The organism is Pseudocitrobacter corydidari, from assembly GCF_021172065.1.
Classification (GTDB): Bacteria; Pseudomonadota; Gammaproteobacteria; order Enterobacterales; family Enterobacteriaceae; genus Pseudocitrobacter; species Pseudocitrobacter corydidari.
This window is the reverse complement of the sequence record NZ_CP087880.1, coordinates 1,032,417-1,058,051: the sequence shown is the minus strand read 5'-3', so window position 1 is coordinate 1,058,051 and position 25,635 is coordinate 1,032,417. Positions and strand designations below refer to the sequence as shown.

At 50.7% G+C, this 25,635-nt stretch carries 26 protein-coding genes and 1 other annotated feature; of the genes, 8 read left to right on the top strand and 18 right to left on the bottom strand.

Translation table 11 applies throughout. The features are described from left to right. Positions 1-43 precede the first annotated feature (43 nt). Positions 44-168: a sequence feature (Phe leader region), on the bottom strand. The 7 genes from pheM to G163CM_RS04865 form a co-directional block, all read right to left on the bottom strand. Next, the gene (pheM, locus tag G163CM_RS04895; RefSeq protein ID WP_001386830.1) at positions 119-163 is read right to left on the bottom strand and encodes a pheST operon leader peptide PheM; all 45 of its coding nucleotides are present in this window, start codon (positions 161-163) and stop codon (positions 119-121) included. It overlaps the preceding feature by 45 nt. 117 nt (positions 169-285) lie before the next feature. Continuing rightward, on the bottom strand, positions 286-642 hold the full coding sequence (gene rplT, locus G163CM_RS04890; RefSeq protein ID WP_000124850.1) for a 50S ribosomal protein L20: 357 nt from the start codon (positions 640-642) through the stop codon (positions 286-288). Between the two features lie 52 nt (positions 643-694). Continuing rightward, a complete protein-coding gene (gene rpmI / locus G163CM_RS04885; RefSeq protein WP_001124225.1) occupies positions 695-892 on the bottom strand; it encodes a 50S ribosomal protein L35 in 198 nt (65 codons plus the stop codon). Between the two features lie 91 nt (positions 893-983). Continuing rightward, positions 984-1,526: a translation initiation factor IF-3 gene (infC, locus tag G163CM_RS04880; RefSeq protein ID WP_071843507.1), complete on the bottom strand. Its 543-nt coding sequence runs from the start codon at positions 1,524-1,526 to the stop codon at positions 984-986. Between the two features lie 3 nt (positions 1,527-1,529). Further along, complete coding sequence (gene thrS, locus G163CM_RS04875; RefSeq protein WP_015964179.1) at positions 1,530-3,458, bottom strand: threonine--tRNA ligase; 1,929 nt, start codon at positions 3,456-3,458, stop codon at positions 1,530-1,532. Positions 3,459-3,996: 538 nt separating this feature from the next. After that, a complete protein-coding gene (locus G163CM_RS04870) occupies positions 3,997-4,233 on the bottom strand; it encodes a YdgH/BhsA/McbA family protein (protein WP_041686232.1) in 237 nt (78 codons plus the stop codon). 270 nt (positions 4,234-4,503) lie between these two features. Continuing rightward, positions 4,504-5,262, bottom strand: coding sequence for a DUF481 domain-containing protein (locus tag G163CM_RS04865; RefSeq protein ID WP_231827087.1), 759 nt, complete (start codon positions 5,260-5,262; stop codon positions 4,504-4,506). Positions 5,263-5,577: 315 nt separating this feature from the next. On the opposite strand from G163CM_RS04865, the gene pfkB reads away from it, so the two are divergent. From pfkB to G163CM_RS04850, 3 genes are all read left to right on the top strand, one after another. Next, positions 5,578-6,513, top strand: a complete 936-nt coding sequence (gene pfkB, locus G163CM_RS04860) for a 6-phosphofructokinase II (RefSeq protein ID WP_231827086.1) — start codon at positions 5,578-5,580, stop codon at positions 6,511-6,513. Between the two features lie 90 nt (positions 6,514-6,603). Continuing rightward, entirely contained in the window at positions 6,604-6,888 is a 285-nt protein-coding gene (ghoS, locus tag G163CM_RS04855; protein WP_015964173.1) for a type V toxin-antitoxin system endoribonuclease antitoxin GhoS, read from the top strand. A gap of 105 nt (positions 6,889-6,993) precedes the next feature. After that, positions 6,994-7,854, top strand: coding sequence for a fructosamine kinase family protein (locus G163CM_RS04850; protein WP_231827085.1), 861 nt, complete (start codon positions 6,994-6,996; stop codon positions 7,852-7,854). 39 nt (positions 7,855-7,893) lie between these two features. Here the strand turns inward: G163CM_RS04850 and tonB are convergent, their stop codons facing one another. After that, positions 7,894-8,616, bottom strand: a complete 723-nt coding sequence (gene tonB / locus G163CM_RS04845; protein ID WP_231828332.1) for a TonB system transport protein TonB — start codon at positions 8,614-8,616, stop codon at positions 7,894-7,896. Positions 8,617-8,838: 222 nt separating this feature from the next. On the opposite strand from tonB, the gene G163CM_RS04840 reads away from it, so the two are divergent. After that, positions 8,839-9,135 (top strand): YciI family protein, encoded by a 297-nt coding sequence (locus G163CM_RS04840; RefSeq protein ID WP_015964170.1) that lies wholly within the window; start codon positions 8,839-8,841, stop codon positions 9,133-9,135. A 43-nt stretch (positions 9,136-9,178) separates the two neighbouring features. On the opposite strand, the gene G163CM_RS04835 is transcribed toward G163CM_RS04840, so the two are convergent. Further along, complete coding sequence (locus G163CM_RS04835) at positions 9,179-9,352, bottom strand: YciY family protein (protein ID WP_146745496.1); 174 nt, start codon at positions 9,350-9,352, stop codon at positions 9,179-9,181. A 142-nt stretch (positions 9,353-9,494) separates the two neighbouring features. On the opposite strand from G163CM_RS04835, the gene cls reads away from it, so the two are divergent. Both cls and G163CM_RS04825 read left to right on the top strand, forming a co-directional pair. Further along, positions 9,495-10,955, top strand: a complete 1,461-nt coding sequence (gene cls, locus G163CM_RS04830; protein ID WP_149462702.1) for a cardiolipin synthase — start codon at positions 9,495-9,497, stop codon at positions 10,953-10,955. Between the two features lie 34 nt (positions 10,956-10,989). Then, positions 10,990-11,319 (top strand): HI1450 family dsDNA-mimic protein, encoded by a 330-nt coding sequence (locus G163CM_RS04825; protein WP_015964167.1) that lies wholly within the window; start codon positions 10,990-10,992, stop codon positions 11,317-11,319. Between the two features lie 34 nt (positions 11,320-11,353). Here the strand turns inward: G163CM_RS04825 and G163CM_RS04820 are convergent, their stop codons facing one another. The 7 genes from G163CM_RS04820 to G163CM_RS04790 all read right to left on the bottom strand — a co-directional run bounded on the left by G163CM_RS04820 (position 11,354) and on the right by G163CM_RS04790 (position 19,186). Beyond that, positions 11,354-12,181: an ion transporter gene (locus G163CM_RS04820; protein WP_041686230.1), complete on the bottom strand. Its 828-nt coding sequence runs from the start codon at positions 12,179-12,181 to the stop codon at positions 11,354-11,356. A 56-nt stretch (positions 12,182-12,237) separates the two neighbouring features. Then, positions 12,238-13,242, bottom strand: coding sequence for a murein tripeptide/oligopeptide ABC transporter ATP-binding protein OppF (oppF, locus tag G163CM_RS04815; protein WP_015964165.1), 1,005 nt, complete (start codon positions 13,240-13,242; stop codon positions 12,238-12,240). Continuing rightward, on the bottom strand, positions 13,239-14,252 hold the full coding sequence (gene oppD / locus G163CM_RS04810; protein ID WP_231827084.1) for an ABC transporter ATP-binding protein: 1,014 nt from the start codon (positions 14,250-14,252) through the stop codon (positions 13,239-13,241). The genes oppF and oppD overlap by 4 nt, the downstream gene beginning before the upstream one ends. Before the next feature lie 11 nt (positions 14,253-14,263). Continuing rightward, the gene (oppC, locus tag G163CM_RS04805) at positions 14,264-15,172 is read right to left on the bottom strand and encodes an oligopeptide ABC transporter permease OppC (protein ID WP_015964163.1); all 909 of its coding nucleotides are present in this window, start codon (positions 15,170-15,172) and stop codon (positions 14,264-14,266) included. Positions 15,173-15,186: 14 nt separating this feature from the next. Further along, positions 15,187-16,107: an oligopeptide ABC transporter permease OppB gene (gene oppB / locus G163CM_RS04800; protein WP_015964162.1), complete on the bottom strand. Its 921-nt coding sequence runs from the start codon at positions 16,105-16,107 to the stop codon at positions 15,187-15,189. A gap of 84 nt (positions 16,108-16,191) precedes the next feature. After that, positions 16,192-17,823 (bottom strand): oligopeptide ABC transporter substrate-binding protein OppA, encoded by a 1,632-nt coding sequence (gene oppA, locus G163CM_RS04795; RefSeq protein ID WP_015964161.1) that lies wholly within the window; start codon positions 17,821-17,823, stop codon positions 16,192-16,194. A 715-nt stretch (positions 17,824-18,538) separates the two neighbouring features. Then, entirely contained in the window at positions 18,539-19,186 is a 648-nt protein-coding gene (locus G163CM_RS04790; RefSeq protein ID WP_015964160.1) for a YchE family NAAT transporter, read from the bottom strand. 488 nt (positions 19,187-19,674) lie between these two features. Here G163CM_RS04790 and adhE point away from each other — a divergent pair, with 488 nt between their 5' ends. Next, positions 19,675-22,350: a bifunctional acetaldehyde-CoA/alcohol dehydrogenase gene (adhE, locus tag G163CM_RS04785; protein WP_231827083.1), complete on the top strand. Its 2,676-nt coding sequence runs from the start codon at positions 19,675-19,677 to the stop codon at positions 22,348-22,350. A gap of 177 nt (positions 22,351-22,527) precedes the next feature. On the opposite strand, the gene tdk is transcribed toward adhE, so the two are convergent. Continuing rightward, complete coding sequence (gene tdk, locus G163CM_RS04780) at positions 22,528-23,157, bottom strand: thymidine kinase (RefSeq protein WP_231827082.1); 630 nt, start codon at positions 23,155-23,157, stop codon at positions 22,528-22,530. Positions 23,158-24,037: 880 nt separating this feature from the next. On the opposite strand from tdk, the gene hns reads away from it, so the two are divergent. Beyond that, positions 24,038-24,451: a histone-like nucleoid-structuring protein H-NS gene (hns, locus tag G163CM_RS04775; protein WP_015964157.1), complete on the top strand. Its 414-nt coding sequence runs from the start codon at positions 24,038-24,040 to the stop codon at positions 24,449-24,451. Positions 24,452-24,602: 151 nt separating this feature from the next. Here hns and galU read toward each other — a convergent pair whose 3' ends face one another. Further along, the gene (galU, locus tag G163CM_RS04770) at positions 24,603-25,511 is read right to left on the bottom strand and encodes a UTP--glucose-1-phosphate uridylyltransferase GalU (protein ID WP_015964156.1); all 909 of its coding nucleotides are present in this window, start codon (positions 25,509-25,511) and stop codon (positions 24,603-24,605) included. Positions 25,512-25,635: the final 124 nt, after the last annotated feature.

Here is a 25,635-nt window from a genome sequence, read left to right as displayed (position 1 = left end):
GTGAAGACACTGGTTCGTTGGACTTAATTTTTGTGCTGTACAAACGAAAAAAGCCTCCACTGGGGAGGCTTTCAGGCGCTGTTTTTCGTTTCTTCTTTCACGCGCTAGCCTCCTGGTTTCAGGTGCTAAAGTAAAAAAAGAAGCGGAAAATAGCAGCATTCATGCTTGCGTTACCTTAAGGGTAAAATTCGTCTGACGTTTATTGAAAGGCTTGCCACAATAAAAGTCAATGTTTTGATAGCGTTGAAACGAAAAGAGGGAGACAAGCTCCCTCTTTCAACTGGCTTATGCCAGAGCTGCTTTCGCTTTTTCGACCAGAGCGGTGAACGCTACTTTGTCGAATACGGCGATATCAGCCAGGATCTTACGGTCGATTTCAACAGAGGCTTTTTTCAGGCCGTTGATGAATTTGCTGTAAGAAATACCGTTCTGACGTGCTGCAGCGTTGATACGTGCAATCCACAGTTGACGGAACTGACGCTTACGTTGACGACGGTCACGGTAAGCGTACTGACCTGCTTTGATAACAGCCTGGAAGGCAACGCGGTATACGCGAGAACGCGCACCGTAGTAGCCTTTAGCTTGTTTCAAAATTTTCTTGTGACGTGCACGTGCAATTACACCACGTTTTACGCGAGCCATGTGTGCTCTCCTGTATCTATTCTAATTAAAAAGTTAAAAAAACGTTAACGACTTATGCGTACGGCAGGCACGCGATTACCAGGCCCAGATCGCCTTTGGAAACCATGGCTTTCGGACGCAGGTGACGTTTACGTTTGGTCGCTTTTTTGGTCAGAATGTGACGCAGGTTAGCGTGCTTGTGCTTAAAACCACCTTTACCGGTTTTTTTGAAGCGCTTAGCAGCACCGCGTACGGTCTTAATTTTTGGCATTTTAATAACTTCCACTTCGCATTGTTAATAAACGAAACAAAGGCGAATCAACCTGTGAGCCGAGGCCCACAGGAATGATTACTTGATGGCCTTACTGTTTCTTCTTAGGAGCGAGCACCATGATCATCTGGCGGCCTTCGATCTTCGTTGGGAAGGATTCGACTACTGCCAGTTCACTCAGATCGTCACGAACGCGCGTCAGCACTTCCATACCAATCTGTTGGTGGGCCATCTCACGACCGCGGAAACGCAGCGTGATCTTGGCCTTATCGCCATCTTCCAGAAAGCGAATCAGGCTGCGGAGTTTTACCTGATAATCGCCATCGTCGGTACCAGGACGGAATTTAATTTCCTTAACCTGGATAACTTTTTGCTTTTTCTTCTGTTCCTTAGAAGACTTACTCTTTTCATAAAGGAACTTGCCGTAGTCCATAATACGACAAACTGGCGGTTCGGCGTTAGGGCTGATTTCAACTAAATCTACTCCAGCTTCTTCAGCTTTTTCGATCGCTTCTCTCAGACTCACAATTCCCAGCGCTTCGCCTTCCAGACCTGTTAAGCGAACTTCCTGGGCGCGAATCTCGCCATTGATACGATTCGGACGTGCCGTTTGAACTCGTTTTCCGCCTTTAATACCTTATTCCTCCAGTTGTTGAAGACTGCGGCTGCGAATCTCTTGTTGCAGCTTCTCGATCACTTCATTTACGTCCAGGCTGCCCAGGTCTTTACCGCGGCGGGTGCGAACGGCCACTTTGCCTGCTTCCACCTCTTTATCACCACAGACCAACATATAAGGGACACGACGTAAAGTGTGCTCGCGGATTTTAAAGCCAATCTTCTCATTTCTCAAGTCTGCTTTTACACGAATGCCTGCATTTTGTAGTTTACGGGTCAATTCGTTAACATATTCAGCCTGAGAATCAGTAATATTCATGACGACGACCTGCACCGGGGCGAGCCAGGTTGGGAAGAAGCCGGCGAATTCTTCGGTCAGGATGCCGATAAAGCGTTCCATCGACCCCAGAATTGCGCGGTGAATCATTACCGGAACCTTACGCTCGTTGTCTTCGCCTACATAAGAAGCGCTCAGACGAGACGGCAAGGAGAAGTCCAGCTGTACAGTACCGCACTGCCATGCACGATCGAGGCAGTCATACAGGGTAAATTCAATTTTCGGACCGTAGAATGCGCCTTCACCCAGTTGATACTCAAACGGGATGTTGTTTTCTTCCAGCGCAACCGCTAAGTCCGCCTCAGCACGATCCCACATCTCGTCGCTACCGATACGTTTATCCGGGCGAGTGGAGAGTTTGACGACGATTTTCTCGAAGCCAAAGGTGCTGTACATATCGTAGACCATACGAATACAGGCGTTCACTTCATCGCGGATTTGCTCTTCAGTACAGAAGATATGCGCGTCATCCTGAGTGAACCCACGTACACGCATCAGGCCGTGCAGCGCGCCTGACGGCTCGTTACGGTGGCAGCTACCGAATTCCGCCATACGCAGCGGCAGATCGCGGTAGGATTTCAGACCCTGGTTGAAGATCTGAACGTGGCCTGGGCAGTTCATTGGTTTGATGCAGTATTCACGGTTCTCAGAAGAGGTGGTGAACATTGCGTCTTTGTAGTTATCCCAGTGGCCGGTTTTTTCCCACAGCACGCGGTCCATCATGAACGGACCTTTTACTTCCTGGTACTGGTACTCTTTCAGTTTCGAACGAACGAACACTTCCAGTTCACGGAAGATAGTCCAGCCGTCGTTGTGCCAGAAGACCATACCCGGCGCTTCTTCCTGCATATGATACAGGTCGAGCTGCTTACCGATTTTACGGTGATCGCGTTTCGCCGCTTCTTCCAGACGTTGCAGATACGCATTCAGCGCTTTTTTATCTGCCCACGCGGTACCGTAGATACGCTGCAACATTTTATTGTCGCTGTCGCCACGCCAGTACGCGCCTGCGGTTTTCATCAGTTTGAAGTGATGGCAGAAACGCATGTTCGGCACGTGCGGACCGCGGCACATGTCGACGTATTCTTCGTGATGATACAAGCCAGGCTTATCATCATGCGCGATGTTTTCATCAAGGATGGAAACTTTGTAGATTTCACCCCGTTTTACGAAGGTCTCGCGGGCTTCATGCCAGCTGACTTTCTTCTTGATGACATCGTAGTTTTTCTCGGCGAGCTCGTGCATACGTTTCTCGAGCGCGTCGATGTCTTCCTGGGTCAGGGTATGGTCAAGATCAACGTCATAGTAGAAGCCGTTGTCGATAACCGGACCGATTGCCATTTTTGTGTTCGGCCAGAGCTGCTTAATAGCATGACCGAGCAGGTGTGCGCAGGAGTGACGAATGATCTCCAGCCCTTCTTCATCTTTCGCGGTAATCAAAGAAAGGGTTACATCGTTTTCAATCACATCAGACGCATCGACCAGTTCACCATTAACGCGACCGGCGATAGTGGCTTTTGCCAGCCCTGGACCGATATCCAGAGCCACATCCATTGGGCTTACTGCGTGGTCGTAATGGCGTTGGCTGCCATCAGGAAGAGTAATTACAGGCATGTTATGTCCTTATTTGCAGTGGTGCCCCACACGAAAGAGCACATACAAAACAATATAATGAAATTTATCAACAAGTTATGGACTGATTCCCGCTTCACTCTGCGAAATATGAGGCATCGATACGAGGTATTGAGGCCACCTACATCCGCTTGTTGATAACACCGCCAACTAGTTTACACATCATTGTTACGTGATTAAAGCCGCAATTACTCTTCCCTGCTTCTGATGCTGCTTTTCCCTCCAACAGGATACAGAAGAGGAGCGGAAGGAAAACGCTCGGGCGATAAACGTTTAAAGGAATGTCATGGAAAGGAAAATAAACAAAAAGTGCGATCGATTAACATTTTAATCGATGCGGCAATGCTGACTGGCTGACGTTGTGCAATACAAAAATTAACAACCCGGTCATTTTGGCAGACAATTCTGACAATTAACAATCGGTAAGCTAAAACTCAAAATAGAAAAACCGGTACATCTCCACCCGGTTTTTTCTGACCACCAAATAATAAGAAATTCTTATTAATAAGGCGTGATGCTATCAGGACCACTCACCCGCGACCAGGGTATGCACATTGAAGGCATCATCCATTGAACGGCCAGTGGATTGAGAGCCAGGCGCGATGTTTGAGCCCGCTTCAACGTCATGCGCGGAGGTGATTCCGACGTGCTGGGTTGCAGGAGTACTGGCAGAAGGCGTTGCAGGTTCAGCGGCAAATACACCGAATGAAAGTGCAGACAGCACAGCTGCTGCTGTTGCGATTTTAATATTTTTCATAATGGTTATTCTCTGGTTTGATTAGCACTTTTGAATCCGGGCGTCATTTTCCGCCCTTGACAACAGTGTAGATCCAGATCACATTTTTGACCAGCCCTATTATTTAGCTTTTCGTGTCAAATTAGGTAAAAATATATCAACAAGATTAATTATGGAGATATTATGGAGGAATCTTCTTTTTATTAAATTTAAAACGTTGTTGAGAATTTAATAATACAGGCGGGCGTTATTTATGACAAACAGGCCGGTGTTATTCCGGCCTGTTTAAAATTACATTTTATAACCGAGAGAAAGCGTGGTGCGACGATCTGTATGTTCCGGAGCCGTCGCTGGCGGCTCTGAGTTCCAGGTGACGTTGTAGGCAACCTTGAGACCAAAGTGCTCGTTGATTGCGACGTTCAGGGCGCTTTCGGAGTTTACCGTGGTGTCGTCGGAACCAAACACAGAAACACCCTGCGTGAATTTCGCCGTATCGGTCATCTGCCAGGCATAAGTGCCTGAAGCATAACCCAAAGCCTGGGTTTCTGTTTCGTCATTGGTGTACTTGTCATAACGAACACCAGGACCAAATTCAAAACGGAAACTGTGCACCGGGCCATTGAGGAACTGACGACCATAACCGGCGGTGAACACGTCGCGCTCGCGGTAACCGTTGTAACGGTCGGTCAACCAGCTGGCCTGGCCGAATAAATAGTCTGCATCCGTCATGTTATAACGGCTACGTCCACCTACCGCATATTTTTCAGAAGATCGCTCATCGTTAGAAGAGGTATTACTGGCGTTCCCCCACAGAGACCAGGCAGTCGTATTACCATACCAGGTTAAGGTGGAGTCAGCGGTCAGTGAGGAACTCTTGGTGTTACCCGACTGGGCCAGATAGCCCGCATTAACAGTGCCTTCAAAAGGCTTCTTCGCGGAGGAAGGGTCATCCATGACAGTAAAAACGGAATCATCGGCAGCTGCATACATTGACGCAAACACGCCACCCAGCAGCATCACAGCCGCAGGTACTGTCTTCAAAAGCTTCATTTATTAAGAGTCCGTACAACAAAAAAAGAGACCTTAACGGTCCCGGAAACTTTCGCGAGGATCAACGACAGGCGGTCCATTGAAAGGTAACAAATTATAAAAAGCGCCGCATAACATAGCAATGAATTCTTCTTTCATTTTTTGAATAAGAACGATCTCAAAACGCGCTTTATTTCATATAGATATTCGCACGTAAAGCTATCCATTTTATTGAAAATTATAGTGTTGTGACTTTCACTCTCGCCTTTTCGGTGCCAGACTTACATTCTGGCTGAGACAGGTCTGGCCTTATGGTCATAAAGGGAGGTAATAGTAATGGTTAAGATTTATACGCTCACATTCGCCCCTTCGCTCGACAGCGCCACGCAGACGCCGCAAATTTATCCCGAAGGGAAACTACGCTGTAGCTCACCGGTTTTTGAACCTGGCGGAGGCGGAATTAACGTCGCCCGCGCGATTACGTTTTTAGGCGGAAAGGCGACGGCAATCTTTCCCGTAGGCGGCGCAACGGGTGAACACCTCGCCGCCCTGCTCACCGAAGAACATGTCCCGGTAGAATGTGTTGAGGCGCGGGAATGGACACGCCAGAATCTCCACGTCCACGTCAACACCAGCGGCGAACAATATCGCTTCGTGATGCCCGGCGCTACGCTACATGAGGACGAAATTCGTAGGCTCGAAGAGAAAGTCACCCAAATTGAAGCTGGTTCACTGCTGGTGATAAGCGGCAGCCTTCCCCCCGGCGTCAGCCTTGAACGCTTTGTCGCGCTGATTAAGTCGGCACAACAGCATGGCGTACGCTGCGTTGTGGATAGCTCCGGCGATGCGCTGGCCGCCGCGCTGGATATCGGCCACATTGAGTTAGTCAAACCGAATCAGAAAGAGCTCAGCGCATTAGTGCAACGCGATTTAACTCAGCCAAATGATGTGCGCAAAGCAGCTGAAGAGATCATTCACAGTGGAAAAGCCACACGGGTGGTCGTCTCCCTCGGCGCTCAGGGCGCGCTTGCCGTGGATGCGAATAACTGCGTTCAGGTTGTGCCGCCGCCGATTAAGAGCCAGAGCACCGTTGGCGCTGGTGACAGCATGGTTGGCGCGATGGTGTTGAAACTGGCGGAAAATGCCGGGCTTGAGGAGATGGTGCGTTACGGCGTTGCCGCCGGGAGCGCGGCCACGATTAATCAGGGCACTCGTCTCTGCTCTCACGAAAACACGCAGCAAATCTTCGATTATTTGTCGCAGAATAAATAATGACATCCGACCCGGAATCTCCGTCCGGGTCGCGAAATCGCGCCAATCGACTATGCTAAAAAAATTCTATTGTTAACAATGAGGTGAATTATGAGCGGTGATGTCGCCCGTTACGTCGTGACGATTAAATTTCAGGAAGAGACGCTGACTGAGCTTAATGAACTCAATAACCATCTGACCCGCGCCGGATTTACTCTTACACTCACGGATGATGAAGGCAAAGTACACGAACTGGGCACCAACACATTTGGCCTGGTGAGCCCGCAAAATAGTCAGGAAATTAAGGCGTTAGTGAGTGGGCTTGCGGATACCGCTATCGGCAAATCCGTTGATATTGACGTAATCACATTCGAGCAGTGGCTGAAAGATCAATAAATGCTGTTCCGGCATTTTAACTCCTGGTTGTGCGTTAGTTCGAGTTTTTGCACCGCATTTGTGCGCTAACCTTATGATCTGGCAGAAAACATGGGGAGAGACATCATGTGGCAAGCGATCGGTAACCTGTTAAGTGAACAACTCGGCAAAGGTGAAATCGAGCAGCGCGACGAACTGCCAGGCGGTGAGATCCACGCCGCATGGCATATTCGCTACGCAGGTCGCGATCTCTTTGTGAAATGCGATGAACGTGAGCTGCTGCCCATCTTCACGGCGGAAGCTGATCAACTCGAACTCTTGTCCCGCAGTAAAACCGTGACGGTGCCGAAAGTTTTCGCCGTCGGTTCAGACCGCGATTACAGCTTCCTGGTGATGGAATATCTCCCTCCCCGTCCGCTGGACGCGCACAACGCTTTCCTACTTGGGCAACAAATTGCGCGTCTTCATCAGTGGAGCGATCAACCGCAGTTTGGCCTCGACTTTGATAACGATCTCTCCACCACGCCGCAGCCAAACGCCTGGCAGCGCCGCTGGTCCACCTTTTTTGCCGAGCAGCGTATTGGCTGGCAGCTGGAGCTGGCTGCGGAGAAAGGGATGGAATTTGGCGACATTGATGCCATTGTCGATCACGTTCAGCAACGCCTGAGCTCGCATCAGCCGCAGCCAGCGTTATTGCACGGCGATTTGTGGTCCAACAACTGCGCGCTCGGCCCAAACGGCCCTTATATCTTCGATCCTGCCTGCTACTGGGGTGACCGGGAATGCGACCTGGCGATGCTGCCGCTGCATCCGGAACAGCCGCCGCAAATTTACGATGGCTACCAGTCCGTTTCACCTTTGCCGGCTGATTTTCTTGAACGCCAGTCGGTCTATCAACTTTATACCTTGTTTAACCGGGCAATTCTGTTCGGAGGGCAGCATCTGGTGATTGCGCAGAAAGCGCTGGATAACGTGCTGGCAGCGTAAACTGGATAGCAAAAGCCCCCTATTCGGGGGCTTTCAGGTTTAGCTCATCTGTACGCCTTTAAGGCGGAACTCAATATTCATGATCAAACCGTTACCCGGCTTGCCGGCTTCGTAGCGCCATTTGCGCATCGCCGCTTTCACGTCGCGTTCGAACATATTCGACGGCTGCGCGGAGAGAATTTCAACATTTTCCACTCGACCATCTGCTGTCACATCGAACTTGACGCGAACTTTACCTTCGATACGCAGCGCCAGTGCGCGCGTCGGATAACTCGGCTGTGAACGATTTAACGCTTTCGGCCCCGTCGGTGCCGTGATCGTCGGCTTGCTGGTGCCCGTCTGGTTATTGGCGACAGCGCGCGCCGGTGGCGCATCGTTGGTCGTCGTCGATAATGGACGCGTCTCTACCGGCTTCACTTCCGGCTTACGCTCTTCCACTTTTTTCACCGGCTTAGGTTTCGGTTTTGGCTTCGGCTTAGGTTTCGGTTTTTCAATAACCACCGGTGCTTCTTTTGGCGGTTCGGGAACCACTTCCGGTTCTGGCTCGGGTTCAGGCTCGGCTACGGGTTGCGGTGGCTGAACGGCCTGAGGCGGCTCGAGGTCGGAAGGCGCAACCATCGTAATGGAAATAGGCTGAGCGGGTGCGGGCAGTTCAATAACCTGATGTACCGAGGTGTAAAGCAGGCCCGCCACGACGGCACCGTGAATACCAACGGACAGCAATGTTGGCCACGGAAAGCGGCGAGGTAAATCAAGGGTCATTGAAGTCATAATCGTTACTGTTGAAAAATGATGAGTGTGATTTTAAATGCAAATAGCAATCATATTCAATAAGGCATCTTATCTTCCGTCAAGTTTCCGCCGCTTTTGCTGAAAAAAAGCACGCCCGGCCACCCTGATTTATCATTGTTTTAACTTTGCATTGCAGTCGTTGCCGCTTTCACTTACCGTAATTTACAGCTAACTAAAACAGGAGTTCTGCCCGTGCTTTACGTCATTTACGCTGAAGATTACGCCGACACCCTTGAGAAACGTCTGTCTGTCCGCCCGGCTCACCTGGCCCGTTTACAACTGCTGCATGATGAAGGTCGCCTTCTGACGGCGGGCCCGATGCCTGCGGTTGATAGTAACGATCCCGGCGCTGCGGGTTTTAGCGGCTCAACGGTCATTGCTGAGTTCGAATCACTGGAAGCGGCGCAGTCCTGGGCACAGGACGACCCATATGTGGCGGCGGGCGTGTATGAACGCGTGACCGTGCGTCCGTACAAAAAAGTATTCTGAGTTCAGAAAAACATCGGGCACCGCAAGCGGTGCCCTTTTGCCATTAAAGATCGTAAATGGCATACAGCAAGCAATTACGCTGTCGCCCGACCAGGCACTTTCTGATGGAGTGGATACGCATATTACGGCGCGACTGCGCTTCCAGCCAACGGGCTTTGCGGCGGCTCGCCTGACGCAACATCCGCCAGCGCCCCACTTCCGGTCTACTACGCTTCATTTCTACCGCTCTTATCGAAGAAGAGCCGTTATTATACCCCCGGGAAATCGGCTTACCAGCGCTTTTCCCTCGCGTTTTTATTTGCCAGATGAATCCTGATGCGTAAACTCATAACAAACGCATTCAAAAGGACTTTCTGACTATGACAACCTTTTACACCGTCGTGAGTTGGCTGGCTATTCTGGGGTACTGGTTGTTAATTGCGGGGGTAACGCTGCGTATTCTGATGAAACGCCGCGCGGTTCCTTCGGCAATGGCATGGTTGCTGGTTATCTACATTCTGCCGCTGGTCGGGATTATCGCTTATCTCTCGGTGGGCGAGCTGCATCTCGGCAAACGCCGGGCTGAGCGCGCACGCGCGATGTGGCCCTCCACAGCGAAATGGCTGAACGATCTCAAAGCTTGCAAACATATTTTTGCGGAGGACAACAGCCCGGTCGCCTCGTCTTTATTTAAGCTTTGCGAACGTCGCCAGGGCATTGCGGGCATGAAGGGAAACCAGCTTCAGTTGCTGACCAGTTCTGACGACGTGATGCAGGCGCTGATCCGCGATATCCAGCTGGCACGCCACAATATTGAGATGGTGTTTTACATCTGGCAGCCCGGCGGCATGGCCGATCAGGTTGCTGAGTCGCTGATGGCAGCGGCGCGACGCGGCGTTCACTGCCGATTGATGCTCGACTCGGCGGGCAGCGTCGCCTTCTTCCGCAGCCCATGGGCGGCAATGATGCGAAACTCCGGCATCGAGGTGGTTGAGGCGCTGAAAGTTAACCTGATGCGTGTCTTCCTTCGCCGTATGGATTTACGCCAGCACCGCAAGATGATCATGATCGACAACTATATTGCCTACACCGGCAGTATGAATATGGTCGATCCGCGCTTCTTTAAACAAGACTCCGGCGTGGGTCAGTGGGTTGATTTGATGGCGCGTATGGAAGGCCCGGTCGCCACCGGGATGGGTATCGTGTATTCCTGCGACTGGGAAATCGAGACGGGCAAACGCATTCTGCCACCGCCGCCCGATACCAACATTATGCCCTTTGAAGAAGCCAGCGGGCACACGATTCACACCATTGCCTCAGGCCCCGGTTTCCCGGAAGACTTGATCCACCAGGCGCTGCTCACCGCAACCTACGCGGCCCGCGAGTACCTGATTATGACCACCCCCTACTTCGTGCCGAGCGATGATCTGCTGCACGCTATCTGTACCGCTGCGCAGCGTGGTGTGGACGTCAGCATTATCCTGCCGCGCAAGAATGACTCCGTTCTGGTCGGCTGGGCCAGCCGGGCATTCTTTACCGAGTTGCTGGCGGCGGGTGTCAAAATCTATCAGTTTGAAGGCGGCCTGCTGCACACGAAAAGTGTGCTGGTCGATGGCGAATTAAGCCTGGTGGGTACCGTGAACCTGGATATGCGCAGCCTGTGGCTTAACTTCGAAATTACGCTGGTCATCGATGATGCCGGTTTCGGCGGCGATCTCGCGGCAGTGCAGGATGATTATATCTCCCGCTCCCGCCTGCTGGACGCCCGTTTATGGATGAAACGCCCGTTCTGGCACCGCATCGCCGAGCGACTGTTTTACTTCTTTAGCCCGTTGCTGTAAAACGTGCCCATCAGATGTTAAACAGGTAATCATCATGGATATGGATTTAAACAATCGCCTGACCGAAGACGAAACGCTCGAACAGGCTTACGATATTTTTCTCGAACTGGCGGTTGATAACCTCGATCCCGCTGATGTCATTCTGTTCAACTTACAGTTTGAAGAGCGCGGCGGTGCAGAGTTATTCGACCCGTCAGAAGACTGGCAGGAACACGTTGATTTCGATTTGAACCCGGACTTCTTCGCTGAAGTGGTGATTGGCCTTGCCGATACCGACGGTGGCGAAATTAACGATATCTTTGCGCGCGTACTGCTGTGTCGCGAGAAAGACCACAAATTATGCCATATTCTTTGGCGCGAATAAGACGTGTGAAGGGGCAGCCAGCGCTGCCCCTTTTTTATTCTTCCGGTAGTTTCCCACCGCAGGCTTTACAATATTTCGCCGCCGTTTCATGCCCGCTCTGATGGCAGTCGGGGCAAATTCTTGCCAGCTGGCGTTTGGCTATTTCACCGCTCATTTGTGAGGTAATAATGCCGGTCGGTATCGCAATAACGGAATAACCAATCAAAATTAGCAGCGATGCGACCGCCCGGCCAGGTGCCGTGTGGGGCGTGATATCACCGTAGCCTACGGTCGTCACCGTCACAATAGCCCAGTAGACCGACGTACTTAAGGTGGTAAACCCATGCGCGGGCCCTTCAATGCCGTACATTAATGCACCGGCCACCACCATTACAATCGAGATAAATGCGTAGAACAGAATAAGCTGATGCCGCGATTTAACTATCGCACCCCAGATGCCATTTAAAGCGGGCATCATGCGTAATAATTTCAGAATACGCAGCACACGAATAACGCGCATCGCCCGCCAGGCGAAGAGATAATCAATGCCAATCTCCGGCCACAGCATGATCACGTAAAACGGTAAAATAGTGGCGAGATCGATAAAACCCCAAAGGCTAAAAACATAACGCGCTGGCTGAGGCCAACTGAATACACGCAAAAAATATTCGAGGGTAAACACCAACGTGAAAAAAACCTCTACCCACACAAAAAGGTGCCATTCATCGTACGTCAGGTGATACGTGGTTCCGACGCCTGATTCAATAAAAATCACCACCACGCTTAACAGGGCAAATAGCCCGCACAGCGCTTCAAAGCGCCGGGCGGAGCGCCGGTTATGGTCGAACAGCGCGTGATATATCCGTCGACGAAATGTTTGCATGACCAACACGTTTTAACCTCATAAGAAAAAGGGCTGACAATTGTCAGCCCTTGCGATTATAACGGGTCTACCTTCAGGCAGGAAACCGCGTGCCGGAAGCTGCCCTCCAGCACCGGTCGGGTTTTCGCACACTCCGGCCCGGCAATCGGGCAGCGGGTGCGGAAGACACAGCCAGACGGCGGGTTAATTGGCGACGGCAGTTCCCCCTCCAGCAGCTGAATGGTTTTCTGCTTTTCAAGATCCGGATCGGGCACCGGCACCGCCGACATCAGCGCTTTGGTATAAGGATGCAGCGGGTTGTGATACACCTCGTCATAGGTGCCGAGTTCCACCGCATGACCCAGATACATCACCAGCACGCGATCGGAAATGTGTTTCACCACCGCCAGATCATGGGCGATAAAGATTAACGACAGGCCCATTTCGCGCTGCAACTGCTGCAACAGATTCACAACCTGCGCCTGAATGGACACATCCAGCGCCGAAACCGGTTCATCGCAAATAATCAGTTTCGGTTCAAGGATCAACGCGCGCGCAATACCGATTCGCTGGCACTGACCGCCGGAGAATTCATGCGGATAACGGTTGACCAGATTCGGCAACAGCCCCACTTTCATCATCATCGCTTTCACCCGATCGCGCACTTCCTGGCGCGGCATTTTCGGATGATAAGTACGCAGCGGCTCGGCAATGATTTCACCAATGGTCATGCGCGGGTTGAGTGACGCTAGCGGATCCTGGAAAATCATCTGAATATCGCTACGCACGTCGCGCCATTCGTCGGGCTTCATGCCCAGCAAATCTTTCCCCAGCCAGGCCACGCGTCCGTCAGTGGCTTTCACCAGGCCGATAATTGCACGCGCAAAGGTGGATTTCCCGCAGCCAGATTCCCCGACCACACCCAGCGTTTCCCCTTCATACAAACGCAGCGTGACGCCATCGACGGCTTTCAGGGTTTTGGCCGGTTGCCAGAACCACTGTTTGCCATCCTTAATATCAAAGTGGACTTTTAAGTCGGCGATTTCGAGCAGAATTTTTCTATCTTCAGTGACGGCGTTCATACCAGTTCCCCCACAGGCTTAAAGCAGGCGCGTAAGCGACCAGGCGCGAACGTCTCAAGAGGCGGCGCGCTGCTGCAAATCTCCATCGCGTGTGGACAGCGCGGCTGAAACGGACACCCTTTCGGCAGGCGAAGCAGGTTCGGTGGGTTACCCGGAATGGTTAACAGCGATTCACCTTCCGCATCGAGACGCGGAACGGCATTGAGCAAACCAATAGAGTAAGGATGCGCCGGATGATAGAAGACATCGCGCGCGTTGCCGTATTCCATAGTGCGCCCGGCGTACATCACCAGCACTTTATCGCAGATACCCGCAACGACGCCGAGATCGTGGGTAATCATGATGATCGCGGTATTAAATTCGCGCTTCAGCTCATTGAGCAGCGTCATGATTTGCGCCTGTACCGTGACATCCAGCGCAGTCGTGGGTTCATCGGCAATCAGCAGCTTAGGCCGACACAGCAGCGCCATCGCAATCATTACGCGCTGACGCATGCCGCCAGAGAACTCATGCGGATACATCTTCATGCGCTTACGCGCTTCCGGCATTTTTACCGCATCAAGCATCTTGACCGATTCTTCAAACGCTTCAGCTTTACTCATGTTTTTGTGCAGCATCAGAACTTCCATCAACTGCTCACCAACGCGCATATACGGGTTCAGCGAGGTCATCGGGTCCTGGAAGATCATTGAGATTTGCTCAGCGCGCAGCTTATTCAGCGCGTGTTCAGGCAGGTTGAGGATCTCTTTACCGTTAAAGGTAGCCGAACCGCCAATCCGCCCGTTACCCGCCAGCAGCCCCATCAGAGCAAACGCGGTTTGCGATTTACCGGAACCGGACTCACCGACAATGCCCAGTGTTTCCCCGGCGCGCAGATTAAAGTTGAGGTCGTTTACCGCCGTCACATCGCCATCGGGCGTTTTAAACGTCACGCGGAGATCTTTTACATCCAGCAGCAGGCCCGTTCGCGCCTGCGGTTGCGGCGCTTTAGCCGTATCAATTACGCTCATCACGGCTCTCCTTAACGGTCTTTCGGGTCGAGGGCATCACGCAGGCCATCGCCGATAAAGTTGAAACAGAACAGGGTGACCACTAGGAAACCCGCCGGGAACAGCAGCAGCCATGGCGAAACTTCCATCGAGTTGGCGCCATCGCTCAGCAATGCGCCCCAACTGCTCAGCGGCTCCTGGGTACCCAGACCAAGGAAGCTCAGGAAAGATTCAAACAGAATCATGCTTGGCACCAGCAGCGAGGCATATACCACCACCACGCCCAGCACGTTCGGCACAATGTGGCGCACCACGATGCTGGCAGTAGACACACCGCCGACCTGTGCGGCTTCGATAAACTCTTTGCGTTTCAGGCTGAGCGTTTGCCCACGGACGATACGCGCCATATCCAGCCAGGAAACCATGCCGATAGCCACGAAAATCAACAGGATGTTCTGACCGAAGAAGGTCACCAGCAGGATAACGAAGAACATGAACGGGAAGGAGTTAAGGATTTCCAGCAGACGCATCATGACCGAGTCGACTTTGCCGCCGAGGTAACCGGATAGCGATCCGTACAGCGTGCCGACAATCACCGCCACCAGCGCCGCGGCAATCCCGACCATCAGCGAGATGCGCCCGCCGATTGCCACGCGCACCAGCAGGTCACGCCCGGAGGAGTCAGTACCAAAGTAGTGACCGGATTCCATATCTGGCGCACTCGACATCATGCCCCAGTCCGTATCGAAATAGGAGAACTGTGACAGCATCGGCGCCAGGGTCACGAACAGAGCGATCAGCACTAATACCACCAGGCTGGCAACCGCCGCGCGGTTATGCATAAAGCGACGGCGCGCATCTTGCCACAGGCTGCGACCTTCAACATCCAGCTGTTCACTGAAGTTCTCCAGCGCCTCGCTATTTTTCTTACTCAATATCATGGCGAACTCCAGACTCAGTAACGGATTTTAGGATCAATCACGGCGTAAAGCACATCCACGACCGCGTTAAACAAGATAGTCAACGCGCCGACCAGAATGGTCAGGCTCAGCACCAGCGAATAATCGCGGTTCAGCGCCCCGTTGACGAACAGTTGCCCGATCCCCGGCAGGCCATAAATGGTTTCAATAACCATTGAACCCGTAATGATGCCGACAAACGCAGGCCCCATATAGGAGAGCACCGGCAGCAACGCAGGTTTTAAGGCATGACGGAAAATAATCCGCCGCATCGGCAGGCCTTTGGCGCGCGCGGTGCGGATAAAGTTGGAGTGCAGCACTTCAATCATCGAGCCGCGGGTGATACGCGCGATACTGGCGATATAGGCCAGCGACAGCGCCACCATCGGCAGGATCATAAATTTCAGCGCCCCGCCGTTCCAGCCCCCACCGGGAAGCCATTTCAGCGTTATCGCGAAGATCATCACCAGCAGCGGCGCAACGACAAAGCTGGGTATTACCACCCCGGTCATCGCGACGCCCATTACTGAGTAGTCCCATTTAGTGTTTTGTTTAAGCGCCGCAATCACACCCGCAGTAACGCCTAATACCACCGCCAGAATAAAGGCGGCCGCCCCCAATTTCGCCGATACAGGGAAGCTGCTCGCCACCAGATCGTTAACCGAATAATCTTTATATTTAAAAGATGGACCGAAATCGCCGTGCGCCAGCTGCTTCAGGTAACTGAAGTATTGCGTAGTGATGGGATCGTTTAAGTGGTATTTCGCTTCAATGTTCGCCATGACTTCTGGCGGTAAGGTGCGCTCTCCGGTGAAAGGGCTTCCCGGTGCAAGGCGCATCATAAAGAATGAAATGGTAATAAGAATAAATAGCGTCGGAATCGCTTCCAGACAGCGACGAAGTATAAATTTCAACATTGCCCGTACCTTTTGGCCAGTGCCTTCAATAATGCGATAAGCGAGACACCGTGAGACAGGCCGGGCCTGCCTCACGTATTGCCATTAGTGCTTCACAATGTACATATTTTTAGTATACGTATTATCCATTGGGTCTTTGCCGGTATAACCGCCAACCCATGGTTTCACCAGACGGGCGTTCACGTAGTAATAAACCGGAACAATCGCGCTGTCTTTATCCAGCTGCTGTTCTGCTTTATCGTACAGCGCCGTACGCTGTGCCTCGTCGGTAGCTTTCAGCGTTTCTGCCATAATGCTGTCGAATGCCGGGCTCTTATAGTGCGGGGTATTCATCGAGCTATTAGAAAGCATCATATTAAGGAAGGATGTCGGTTCGTTATAATCGGCACACCAGCCTGCACGCGCGACATCAAAGGTTCCCTGATGACGTGTATCGAGGAAGGTTTTCCACTCCTGGTTGACCAGTTTAACATTGACGCCGATATTTTTCTTCCAGATTGAAGAGGCGGCAATTGCCAGTTTTTTATGCAGATCGGATGTGTTGTACAGCAAATTAATGGTTAACGGTTTGTCTGCGGTATAACCCGCTTCTGCCAGCAGTTTTTTCGCTTCTTCGTTACGTTTATCCTGGCTCCAGCTAAACCATTCTGGCTGTGTTAATTTTGCGCCATCGGTGTATGGCGGAGTGAAGCCAAATGCCGGTTTATCGCCCTGGGCTTTCACTTTATTGACGATAATATCGCGGTCCATACCCAGCTTCAGCGCGGTACGCACGCGCACATCGGTAAATGGCGCACGTTGGTTATTAATTTCGTAGTAGTAGGTGCACAGATACGGGTCGACGTGAACTTCGTCAGGGATCTCTTTTTTCAGTTTCTGGAACAGTTCAATCGGCATGTTGTTATAGGTCATGTCGATTTCACCGCTGCGGTAGCGGTTGACGTCGGTCACTTCAGAAGAAATCGGCAGGTAGGTCACCTGGTTAATAACGGTTTTGCCGTTATCCCAGTAAGTAGGGCTACGTTCAAGCACAATACGCTCATTGACCACCCAGTCTTTTAATTTATACGCGCCGTTGGTCACGATGTTCGCAGGCTGGGTCCATTTTTCACCAAATTTCTCGATAGCGGCTTTAGGCACCGGAGAGGTTGATGGGTGAACCAGCAGTTTATAGAAGTACGGAACGGGCTCACTTAAGGTGACTTCTAAGGTATGGTCATCAACGGCTTTCACACCGAGGTCGGTAATCGGTTTTTTCCCTTCGAGGATGCCATCAATATTGGCGATATGACCATATTGCAGATAGCTGGCGTACGGGGATGCCGTTTTCGGGTCAACGGAACGCTGCCAGCTATAGACGAAATCTTGTGCCGTTACCGGAGAGCCATCCGACCATTTTGCATCTTTACGCAGATGGAAAGTCCAGACTTTAAAATCTTTGTTGTCCCAGGATTCCGCCACGCCCGGAGACGGGTGACCATCGAGGTCGCTGACCAGCAGGCCTTCAAACAGGTCGCGGCTGATATTGGATTCCGGAACGCCTTCAATTTTGTGTGGATCGAGTGACTGTACTTCAGAGCCGTTATTGCGCACCAGCGTCTGTTTTTCTGCCAACTGTACGCCTGCGGGCACATCAGCAGCCATTGCTGCATTCCCTGCCAATAGCGCCGTGAAAATTCCCGCAGCGATTACGCTTTTCTTCGTGATGATGGACATTGTGTTGATACTCCGCTCATTATAATTACTGGATCTTGCCAGCCTGTTATCCCCTTTGGGGTCTCTGTACAGCGCAGGAGCTTTTGCGTCTGTCAGTTTTTTGGTACTGCTTGCTATCACCGACTTTTTTATTACGGCCACTCTTTGGCAGCCTGTCGTCGATTCATTCAAGGTGTCTCCCCTGTCGAGCCACCTGTTATCTCTTCATTATCCGCGACGGTATAAGGCCGGAAAGTACCAAATGCCCTTCTTCGTCGCCAATATAATTTACAAATTTGTTAAGCAATTCTCTTTTCATCGACATCAGGCCGCTTTATCTGTGAATTCAACGCCCTGCCAATTCAAAACAACGCGTTATTGTTCAAAGAGATAGCGACATCACCTCCAACAATCAGCGTATCAATGAAACTCCAGCTCATTTTATATACAAATAATTAACATTCGTTCATTATTTAGTACATTAATCTGTCGTATGGTCAAAATTACTAATATCATTTCGATTATCTGACAGCAAGCGTAACAGTATAGTGTGAGAGAAATAACATAAGGGATGGCAATGCCCGATGGGGGGTGCAGCGCTAAGGCAATGATATTAGTGAATTTTATCTATCATCACTAAGACTTATCGTTCATGCCATTAGCACTATATTCGATATGATTTGCGAATAATGAAGCAGCCGGCAGAGTCTGCTACTCTGCCGGCTGAGAAAGGATGTTAGTTCACAAGCCCCGGGAAAATGGCTTTTATTCCGGTCACAATAAATTCAATCCCCAGTGCCATGAGCAGCAGACCCATGATACGGGTGATGACGTTGATGCCGGTCTGCCCTAACAAGCGTACCAGCCAGGGCGCGATGCGAAAGAGCCCCCAACAGCAGAAAGCAAACAGCGCAATGGCCACCGTAAAACCGGCGAGATAAGGAAGCGTATGGAAGCGCGTTCCCCACACGATGGTAGAACTGATTGCGCCAGGCCCTGCCATCAATGGCAGCGCTAAGGGCACGACGCCCACGCTTTCGCGGATCGCCGTCTCTGATTTTTCCTGTTTGTTCTGCTTATCTTCCCCCAGCTTACCGCTGATCATCGACATTGCGATGGTGACCACCAGGATGCCGCCCGCAATACGGAAGGAGTCGATGGAGATCCCGAAGAGTTGCAGAATGCCATCGCCGAGAAACAGCGAGGTCCACAGAATAATGGCGACGGAGAGGTTGGCCGTCATGTTGGTTTTATTGCGCGCGGCCGCCGTCTGGTAGCTGGTCATACTGATGAAGACGGGGATGATCCCTACCGGGTTTACCAGCGCGAATAGCCCAATAAAAAACTTCACAAAAATCGGAAAATCAAACAGAGCCTGAGTCACATGAACTCCGAAACACCATAAAAAGTGGTAGTTGACGAAAAATGAATACAAAAACTCCGCAGAAGATACGCTGTTTGGCGGCACACTTCACCAGAATTCTGCAAAAATCGCGGAAATACAGAATGTTATATATTGATTTAAATTATGCTAATGTGCACGTCAATCACCACAACCAATAGTTAACAATTTACAATCTTTACTAAAATGGGGCTGCTGAAAGGTGTCAGCTTGGCGTATTTTTGACGCCGATCACATATTTCATACTCAGAAGTGAGTAATCTTGATTACGCCGACAGATTTCAGGGAAATTCTCTGAAAGAAGTTCAGGCAACGCTCTTTGAGTTCGAAGCTCTTTTAGTAAATCAGTGAATCGGGAACGGGTTGTGGATTGTTCCTTTAAGGTCTAAGCAAGCTGGTAGCGCTCTGTCTATACTGACTTGTCGAGCAAATGATTTACTAAAAAAGTTTAACATTATCAGGAGAGCATTATGGCTGTTACTAATGTCGCTGAACTTAACGCACTCGTCGAGCGCGTAAAAAAAGCCCAGCGTGAATATGCCAGTTTCACTCAAGAACAAGTCGACAAAATCTTCCGCGCCGCCGCTCTGGCTGCCGCAGATGCTCGAATTCCTCTCGCAAAAATGGCTGTTGCCGAATCCGGCATGGGTATTGTTGAAGATAAAGTGATTAAAAACCACTTTGCTTCTGAATACATCTATAACGCCTATAAAGATGAAAAAACCTGTGGCGTCCTTTCTGAAGACGACACCTTCGGTACCATCACCATCGCTGAACCTATCGGCATTATCTGTGGTATCGTCCCGACTACTAACCCGACTTCAACCGCTATCTTTAAATCACTGATCAGCCTGAAGACGCGTAACGCTATCATCTTCTCTCCGCATCCGCGTGCTAAAGATGCAACGAACAAAGCAGCAGACATCGTCCTGCAGGCAGCTATCGCTGCTGGCGCGCCGAAAGATCTGATCGGCTGGATTGACCAACCGTCTGTAGAACTGTCTAACGCCCTGATGCACCACCCGGACATCAACCTGATCCTCGCGACCGGTGGTCCAGGCATGGTTAAAGCTGCATACAGCTCCGGTAAACCAGCCATCGGCGTAGGTGCAGGTAACACTCCGGTTGTTATCGATGAAACTGCTGATATCAAACGTGCTGTTGCATCCGTGCTGATGTCTAAAACCTTCGATAACGGCGTAATTTGTGCTTCTGAACAGTCTGTTGTTGTGGTTGATTCCGTATACGACGCCGTTCGCGAACGTTTCGCCAGCCACGGCGGCTACATGCTGCAGGGCAAAGAGCTGAAAGCCGTTCAGGACATCATCCTGAAAAATGGCGCGCTGAATGCCGCTATCGTAGGTCAACCGGCAGTTAAAATTGCAGAACTGGCAGGCTTCACCGTACCGGCAACCACCAAGATTCTGATTGGTGAAGTGACTGTTGTCGACGAAAGCGAACCGTTTGCACACGAGAAACTGTCTCCGACGCTGGCAATGTATCGCGCCAAAGACTTCGAAGATGCTGTACTGAAAGCAGAAAAACTGGTTGCCATGGGCGGTATCGGTCACACCTCTTGCCTGTACACCGACCAGGATAACCAGCCAGAACGCGTTGCTTACTTCGGTCAGATGATGAAAACCGCGCGTATCCTGATTAACACCCCGGCTTCTCAGGGTGGTATCGGTGACCTGTATAACTTCAAACTCGCACCTTCCCTGACTCTGGGTTGTGGTTCATGGGGTGGTAACTCCATCTCTGAAAACGTTGGTCCAAAACACCTGATCAACAAGAAAACCGTTGCTAAGCGAGCTGAAAACATGTTGTGGCACAAACTTCCGAAATCTATCTACTTCCGCCGTGGCTCACTGCCAATCGCGCTGGATGAAGTGATTACTGATGGCCACAAACGTGCGCTCATCGTGACTGACCGCTTCCTGTTCAACAACGGCTACGCAGACCAGATCACCTCTGTTCTGAAAGCGGCTGGCGTTGAAACTGAAGTGTTCTTTGAAGTTGAAGCAGATCCAACCCTGACCGTTGTTCGTAAAGGCGCAGAGCTGGCGAACTCCTTCAAACCAGACGTGATCATCGCGCTGGGCGGCGGTTCCCCGATGGATGCTGCGAAAATCATGTGGGTTATGTACGAGCACCCGGAAACTCACTTCGAAGAACTGGCGCTGCGCTTTATGGACATCCGTAAACGTATCTACAAGTTCCCGAAAATGGGCGTGAAAGCGAAAATGATCGCTGTCACCACCACTTCCGGTACCGGTTCTGAAGTCACGCCGTTTGCGGTGGTAACCGACGACGCTACAGGTCAGAAATATCCGCTGGCAGACTACGCGCTGACCCCGGATATGGCGATTGTCGATGCCAACCTGGTAATGGACATGCCGAAATCCCTGTGTGCTTTCGGTGGTCTTGATGCGGTCACTCACGCCCTGGAAGCTTACGTTTCCGTACTGGCGTCTGAGTTCTCCGATGGTCAGGCTCTGCAAGCGCTGAAACTGCTGAAAGAAAACCTGCCAGCGTCCTACCACGAAGGGTCTAAAAACCCGGTAGCACGTGAGCGCGTTCACAGTGCAGCAACCATCGCTGGTATCGCCTTTGCGAACGCCTTCCTGGGTGTTTGTCACTCCATGGCGCACAAACTGGGTTCTCAGTTCCACATTCCTCACGGTCTGGCGAACGCCCTGTTGATCAGCAACGTTATTCGCTACAACGCCAATGACAACCCGACCAAACAGACTGCATTCAGCCAGTACGACCGTCCGCAGGCACGTCGTCGTTACGCTGAAATCGCTGACCACCTGGGTCTGAGCGCACCGGGCGACCGTACTGCGGCTAAAATCCAGAAACTGCTGGCATGGCTGGAAGAGATCAAAGCTGAACTGGGTATTCCTAAGTCTATCCGTGAAGCTGGCGTTCAGGAAGCTGACTTCCTGGCGAACGTTGACAAACTGTCTGAAGACGCGTTTGACGACCAGTGCACCGGCGCTAACCCGCGTTACCCGCTGATTTCTGAACTGAAACAAATCCTGCTGGATACCTTCTACGGACGTGAGTACAACGAAGGCGAAGTTGAAGTGAGAAAAGAAGCTGCACCAGCAAAAGCTGAGAAAAAAGCGAAAAAATCCGCTTAATCAGCCGCTGAGCTAACGCTCTGATAGCAAGCCCCATCGCAGAATGGGGCTTTTTTTTTTGCTTATCGTGTTAACTCGCGCGAGTGCGTCAAAGAAGGATCAATATCGTATTAAAGAATTGGCTCCACTCACGCCATATTAACCGCAGACGTGAGCAGAGAACGCGCGAGAGCGCAATCAGGCAGGGTGACGGCAGTGACGGTGCTTATCCTGAATAACGGCCAGAGAGCCCTCCTCCAGCGCTTCTTTATAGTGCTTACGACAGACGGAGACGTAACGCTCATTTCCGCCAATCACCACCTGCTCGCCTTCATTATAAGGGCGGCCTTCTTGATCAAGACGCAACACCATGCTGGCTTTACGGCCGCAGAAACAAATCGTTTTTAATTCCACCAACTTGTCAGATAGAGCCAGTAAATACTGGCTGCCGCCAAACAGCTCACCGCGGAAGTCAGTACGTAAGCCATAGCATAAAACAGGAATATCGAGTTGATCGACAACGTCAGAAAGCTCGTAGACCTGTTGACGCGTCAGGAACTGGCATTCGTCCACCAGCACGCAGTTAACCGCCTCACGCGCGTTCTCAGCGCTGATTTCATCAAAGAGCTGACTACCCTGGTTAAACAGCTTTGCCGGCGAGGAGAGCCCGATACGCGAACTGACTTTGCCAGCACCGAAACGGTCATCAATTTCGGCGGTATAAACCACGGTACGCATCCCACGTTCCTGGTAATTGTATGATGACTGCAATAGCGCCGTAGACTTACCCGCGTTCATTGCAGAATAGTAGAAATAAAGTTGTGCCATTGGCCGCGAAACCCTAATCAATACGTTTTCAGACCCCGGCAGTGTACCATATTTTATCCTGCCCTACGCTCGCGCATACAAAACATGCGGTTTTTGTATAACTGTCACTATCATAAACATTAAGAATGATGAATCATTGCTTAAAACAGGACACGGCAGGTTACAAATTACCTATATTGGCTTCCAGGCCACGACAGATGCGGCCTCGTCGATTAATCCGACAACCAAACTTCAACTGGCTGTGTTCAGTAAAAATAAGAGCGACATCAATAAATAAGAAATATCGTTAAAATCTGCACAGCTTCCCACAGCAACCTGAAAGGCTTACAACAGGTTTGCTGACAATTTGAATAGCATGAAAATAACATCGTCATAACTATGGATTTAATAGGAAAACTGGGGGTAATAACGGCTACGTTTCTTCTGTATCAGGTGTTCGGCATAAGGCAACATGAGTTCGTTATTATCCCGGCGCTGTCGGCAGGTCAGTAATGTTACTATCACGTAGGGGCAACGGTCATCCTGTATCACCTCAGGTGTGATTTAGCATAGTAACCATTCATAACCTATAAAGAAGCGCACAAAATTGATACGGACCAACTAATACATAAGGTTGATATTTATCCATATGGAGTATATGCCACCTGCGTTTCAGTCCTGACGTACTGCATTCTCCGGCATGTTATAGTTCAGGCTTTCCCGACAATAGACCGGGTAAAGTTGTGAAGCAGCACTAAAAATTTAACTTTTAGATATTAATAAAAGCACCAAATAACACGTTATTTTGAATTCCTTACATTCCTCCCTATTGCACAACTGAATTTAACGCTCTATTATTACTTCAACAAACCACCCCCAATATAAGTTTGAGAATACTACAATGAGCGAAGCACTTAAAATTTTGAACAACATCCGTACTCTTCGTGCGCAGGCAAGAGAATGCACCCTTGAAACGCTTGAAGAAATGCTGGAAAAATTAGAAGTTGTTGTTAACGAGCGTCGCGAAGAAGAAAACGCGGCAGCGGCTGAAGTTGAAGAACGCACTCGTAAACTGCAACAATATCGTGAAATGCTGATTGCTGACGGCATTGATCCGAACGAATTGCTGAACAGCATTGCTGCTGCTAAAACCGGTACCAAAGCAAAACGCGCTGCGCGTCCGGCTAAATACAGCTACGTTGATGAAAACGGCGAAACGAAAACCTGGACCGGCCAGGGTCGTACTCCTGCTGTAATCAAAAAAGCAATGGACGAGCAAGGTAAATCTCTGGATGATTTCCTGATCAAGGACTAATCCTGAAATTGCTTTAAGAATCCCGCTCCGGCGGGATTTTTTTTATCTGTAGGTTACTGCCCTGCTGTTTTTTTACGCATTGGTAAATCACGGCAATAAAAAAGCCGGGTTACCGAACGGTCGGTATCCCGGCTCAGGGTCGAGCGATAAATTACTTCGCTACGCCCAGCGTGTCTTTAAGCCACCCAGTGAATTCTTCACCCAGTGTCTTATGACGAACGCCATATTCAACGAAAGCCTGCATATAACCCAGTTTATTACCGCAGTCATGGCTTTTGCCTTTCATATGATAGGCTTCAACGGTTTCTTTCTCGATCAGCATATCAATAGCATCGGTCAGCTGAATTTCATCACCGGCTCCCGGAGGCGTTTTTGCCAGCAGCGGCCAAATATCAGCGCTCAGGACATAACGCCCAACGATAGCCAGGTTAGACGGTGCGACATCAGCTTTTGGTTTCTCAACCACGCCAACCATCGGTACGCTGTCGCCCGGTGCCAATGGAGCACCTTTACAGTCAACCACGCCGTAAGCGGTAACATCTTCAACCGGCTCAACCATAATCTGGCTTGAACCTGTTTCATCAAAGCGTTTGATCATTTCTGCCAGGTTGTCCTGAGACAGATCGGATTCAAATTCATCCAGAATAACGTCCGGCAGAATAACCGCGACTGGCTCATCACCCACAACTGGATGCGCGCATAATACGGCGTGTCCCAGACCTTTAGCCAGGCCCTGACGCACCTGCATAATCGTTACGTGCGGCGGGCAAATAGATTGCACTTCTTCCAGCAGCTGGCGCTTAACGCGTTTTTCCAGCATAGCTTCCAGTTCGAAGCTGGTGTCAAAATGGTTTTCAATCGAATTCTTGGAAGAGTGAGTGACCAGCACAATTTCAGTGATACCTGCGGCGATACATTCATTTACCACATACTGAATTAATGGTTTGTCTACCAGCGGCAGCATTTCCTTAGGAATTGCCTTCGTAGCAGGTAACATCCTGGTACCTAATCCCGCTACCGGGATAACGGCCTTAGTCACTTTCGAATTTAGGGCAGCCATTCAAATCTCCTGAACTGTTCAAACTTTGAACTTGCTCGTTAATTAATAACGCGTTGAGTATATCATCACAGCCAGGTGGGGCTGCTCCGAAAAGGACGCGCTGACCTCGAATTAAGATTTATAC

Excerpts from the sequence above, each read along its gene's own strand:
- rplT (WP_000124850.1), bottom strand. The coding sequence starts at position 642 with ATGGCTCGCGTAAAACGTGGTGTAATTGCACGTGCACGTCACAAGAAA.
- rpmI (WP_001124225.1), bottom strand. The coding sequence starts at position 892 with ATGCCAAAAATTAAGACCGTACGCGGTGCTGCTAAGCGCTTCAAAAAA.
- thrS (WP_015964179.1), bottom strand. The coding sequence starts at position 3,458 with ATGCCTGTAATTACTCTTCCTGATGGCAGCCAACGCCATTACGACCAC.
- G163CM_RS04870 (WP_041686232.1), bottom strand. The coding sequence starts at position 4,233 with ATGAAAAATATTAAAATCGCAACAGCAGCAGCTGTGCTGTCTGCACTT.
- G163CM_RS04865 (WP_231827087.1), bottom strand. The coding sequence starts at position 5,262 with ATGAAGCTTTTGAAGACAGTACCTGCGGCTGTGATGCTGCTGGGTGGC.
- pfkB (WP_231827086.1), top strand. The coding sequence starts at position 5,578 with ATGGTTAAGATTTATACGCTCACATTCGCCCCTTCGCTCGACAGCGCC.
- ghoS (WP_015964173.1), top strand. The coding sequence starts at position 6,604 with ATGAGCGGTGATGTCGCCCGTTACGTCGTGACGATTAAATTTCAGGAA.
- G163CM_RS04850 (WP_231827085.1), top strand. The coding sequence starts at position 6,994 with ATGTGGCAAGCGATCGGTAACCTGTTAAGTGAACAACTCGGCAAAGGT.
- tonB (WP_231828332.1), bottom strand. The coding sequence starts at position 8,616 with ATGACCCTTGATTTACCTCGCCGCTTTCCGTGGCCAACATTGCTGTCC.
- G163CM_RS04835 (WP_146745496.1), bottom strand. The coding sequence starts at position 9,352 with ATGAAGCGTAGTAGACCGGAAGTGGGGCGCTGGCGGATGTTGCGTCAG.
- cls (WP_149462702.1), top strand. The coding sequence starts at position 9,495 with ATGACAACCTTTTACACCGTCGTGAGTTGGCTGGCTATTCTGGGGTAC.
- G163CM_RS04825 (WP_015964167.1), top strand. The coding sequence starts at position 10,990 with ATGGATATGGATTTAAACAATCGCCTGACCGAAGACGAAACGCTCGAA.
- G163CM_RS04820 (WP_041686230.1), bottom strand. The coding sequence starts at position 12,181 with ATGCAAACATTTCGTCGACGGATATATCACGCGCTGTTCGACCATAAC.
- oppF (WP_015964165.1), bottom strand. The coding sequence starts at position 13,242 with ATGAACGCCGTCACTGAAGATAGAAAAATTCTGCTCGAAATCGCCGAC.
- oppD (WP_231827084.1), bottom strand. The coding sequence starts at position 14,252 with ATGAGCGTAATTGATACGGCTAAAGCGCCGCAACCGCAGGCGCGAACG.
- oppC (WP_015964163.1), bottom strand. The coding sequence starts at position 15,172 with ATGATATTGAGTAAGAAAAATAGCGAGGCGCTGGAGAACTTCAGTGAA.
- oppB (WP_015964162.1), bottom strand. The coding sequence starts at position 16,107 with ATGTTGAAATTTATACTTCGTCGCTGTCTGGAAGCGATTCCGACGCTA.
- oppA (WP_015964161.1), bottom strand. The coding sequence starts at position 17,823 with ATGTCCATCATCACGAAGAAAAGCGTAATCGCTGCGGGAATTTTCACG.
- adhE (WP_231827083.1), top strand. The coding sequence starts at position 19,675 with ATGGCTGTTACTAATGTCGCTGAACTTAACGCACTCGTCGAGCGCGTA.
- tdk (WP_231827082.1), bottom strand. The coding sequence starts at position 23,157 with ATGGCACAACTTTATTTCTACTATTCTGCAATGAACGCGGGTAAGTCT.
- hns (WP_015964157.1), top strand. The coding sequence starts at position 24,038 with ATGAGCGAAGCACTTAAAATTTTGAACAACATCCGTACTCTTCGTGCG.
- galU (WP_015964156.1), bottom strand. The coding sequence starts at position 25,511 with ATGGCTGCCCTAAATTCGAAAGTGACTAAGGCCGTTATCCCGGTAGCG.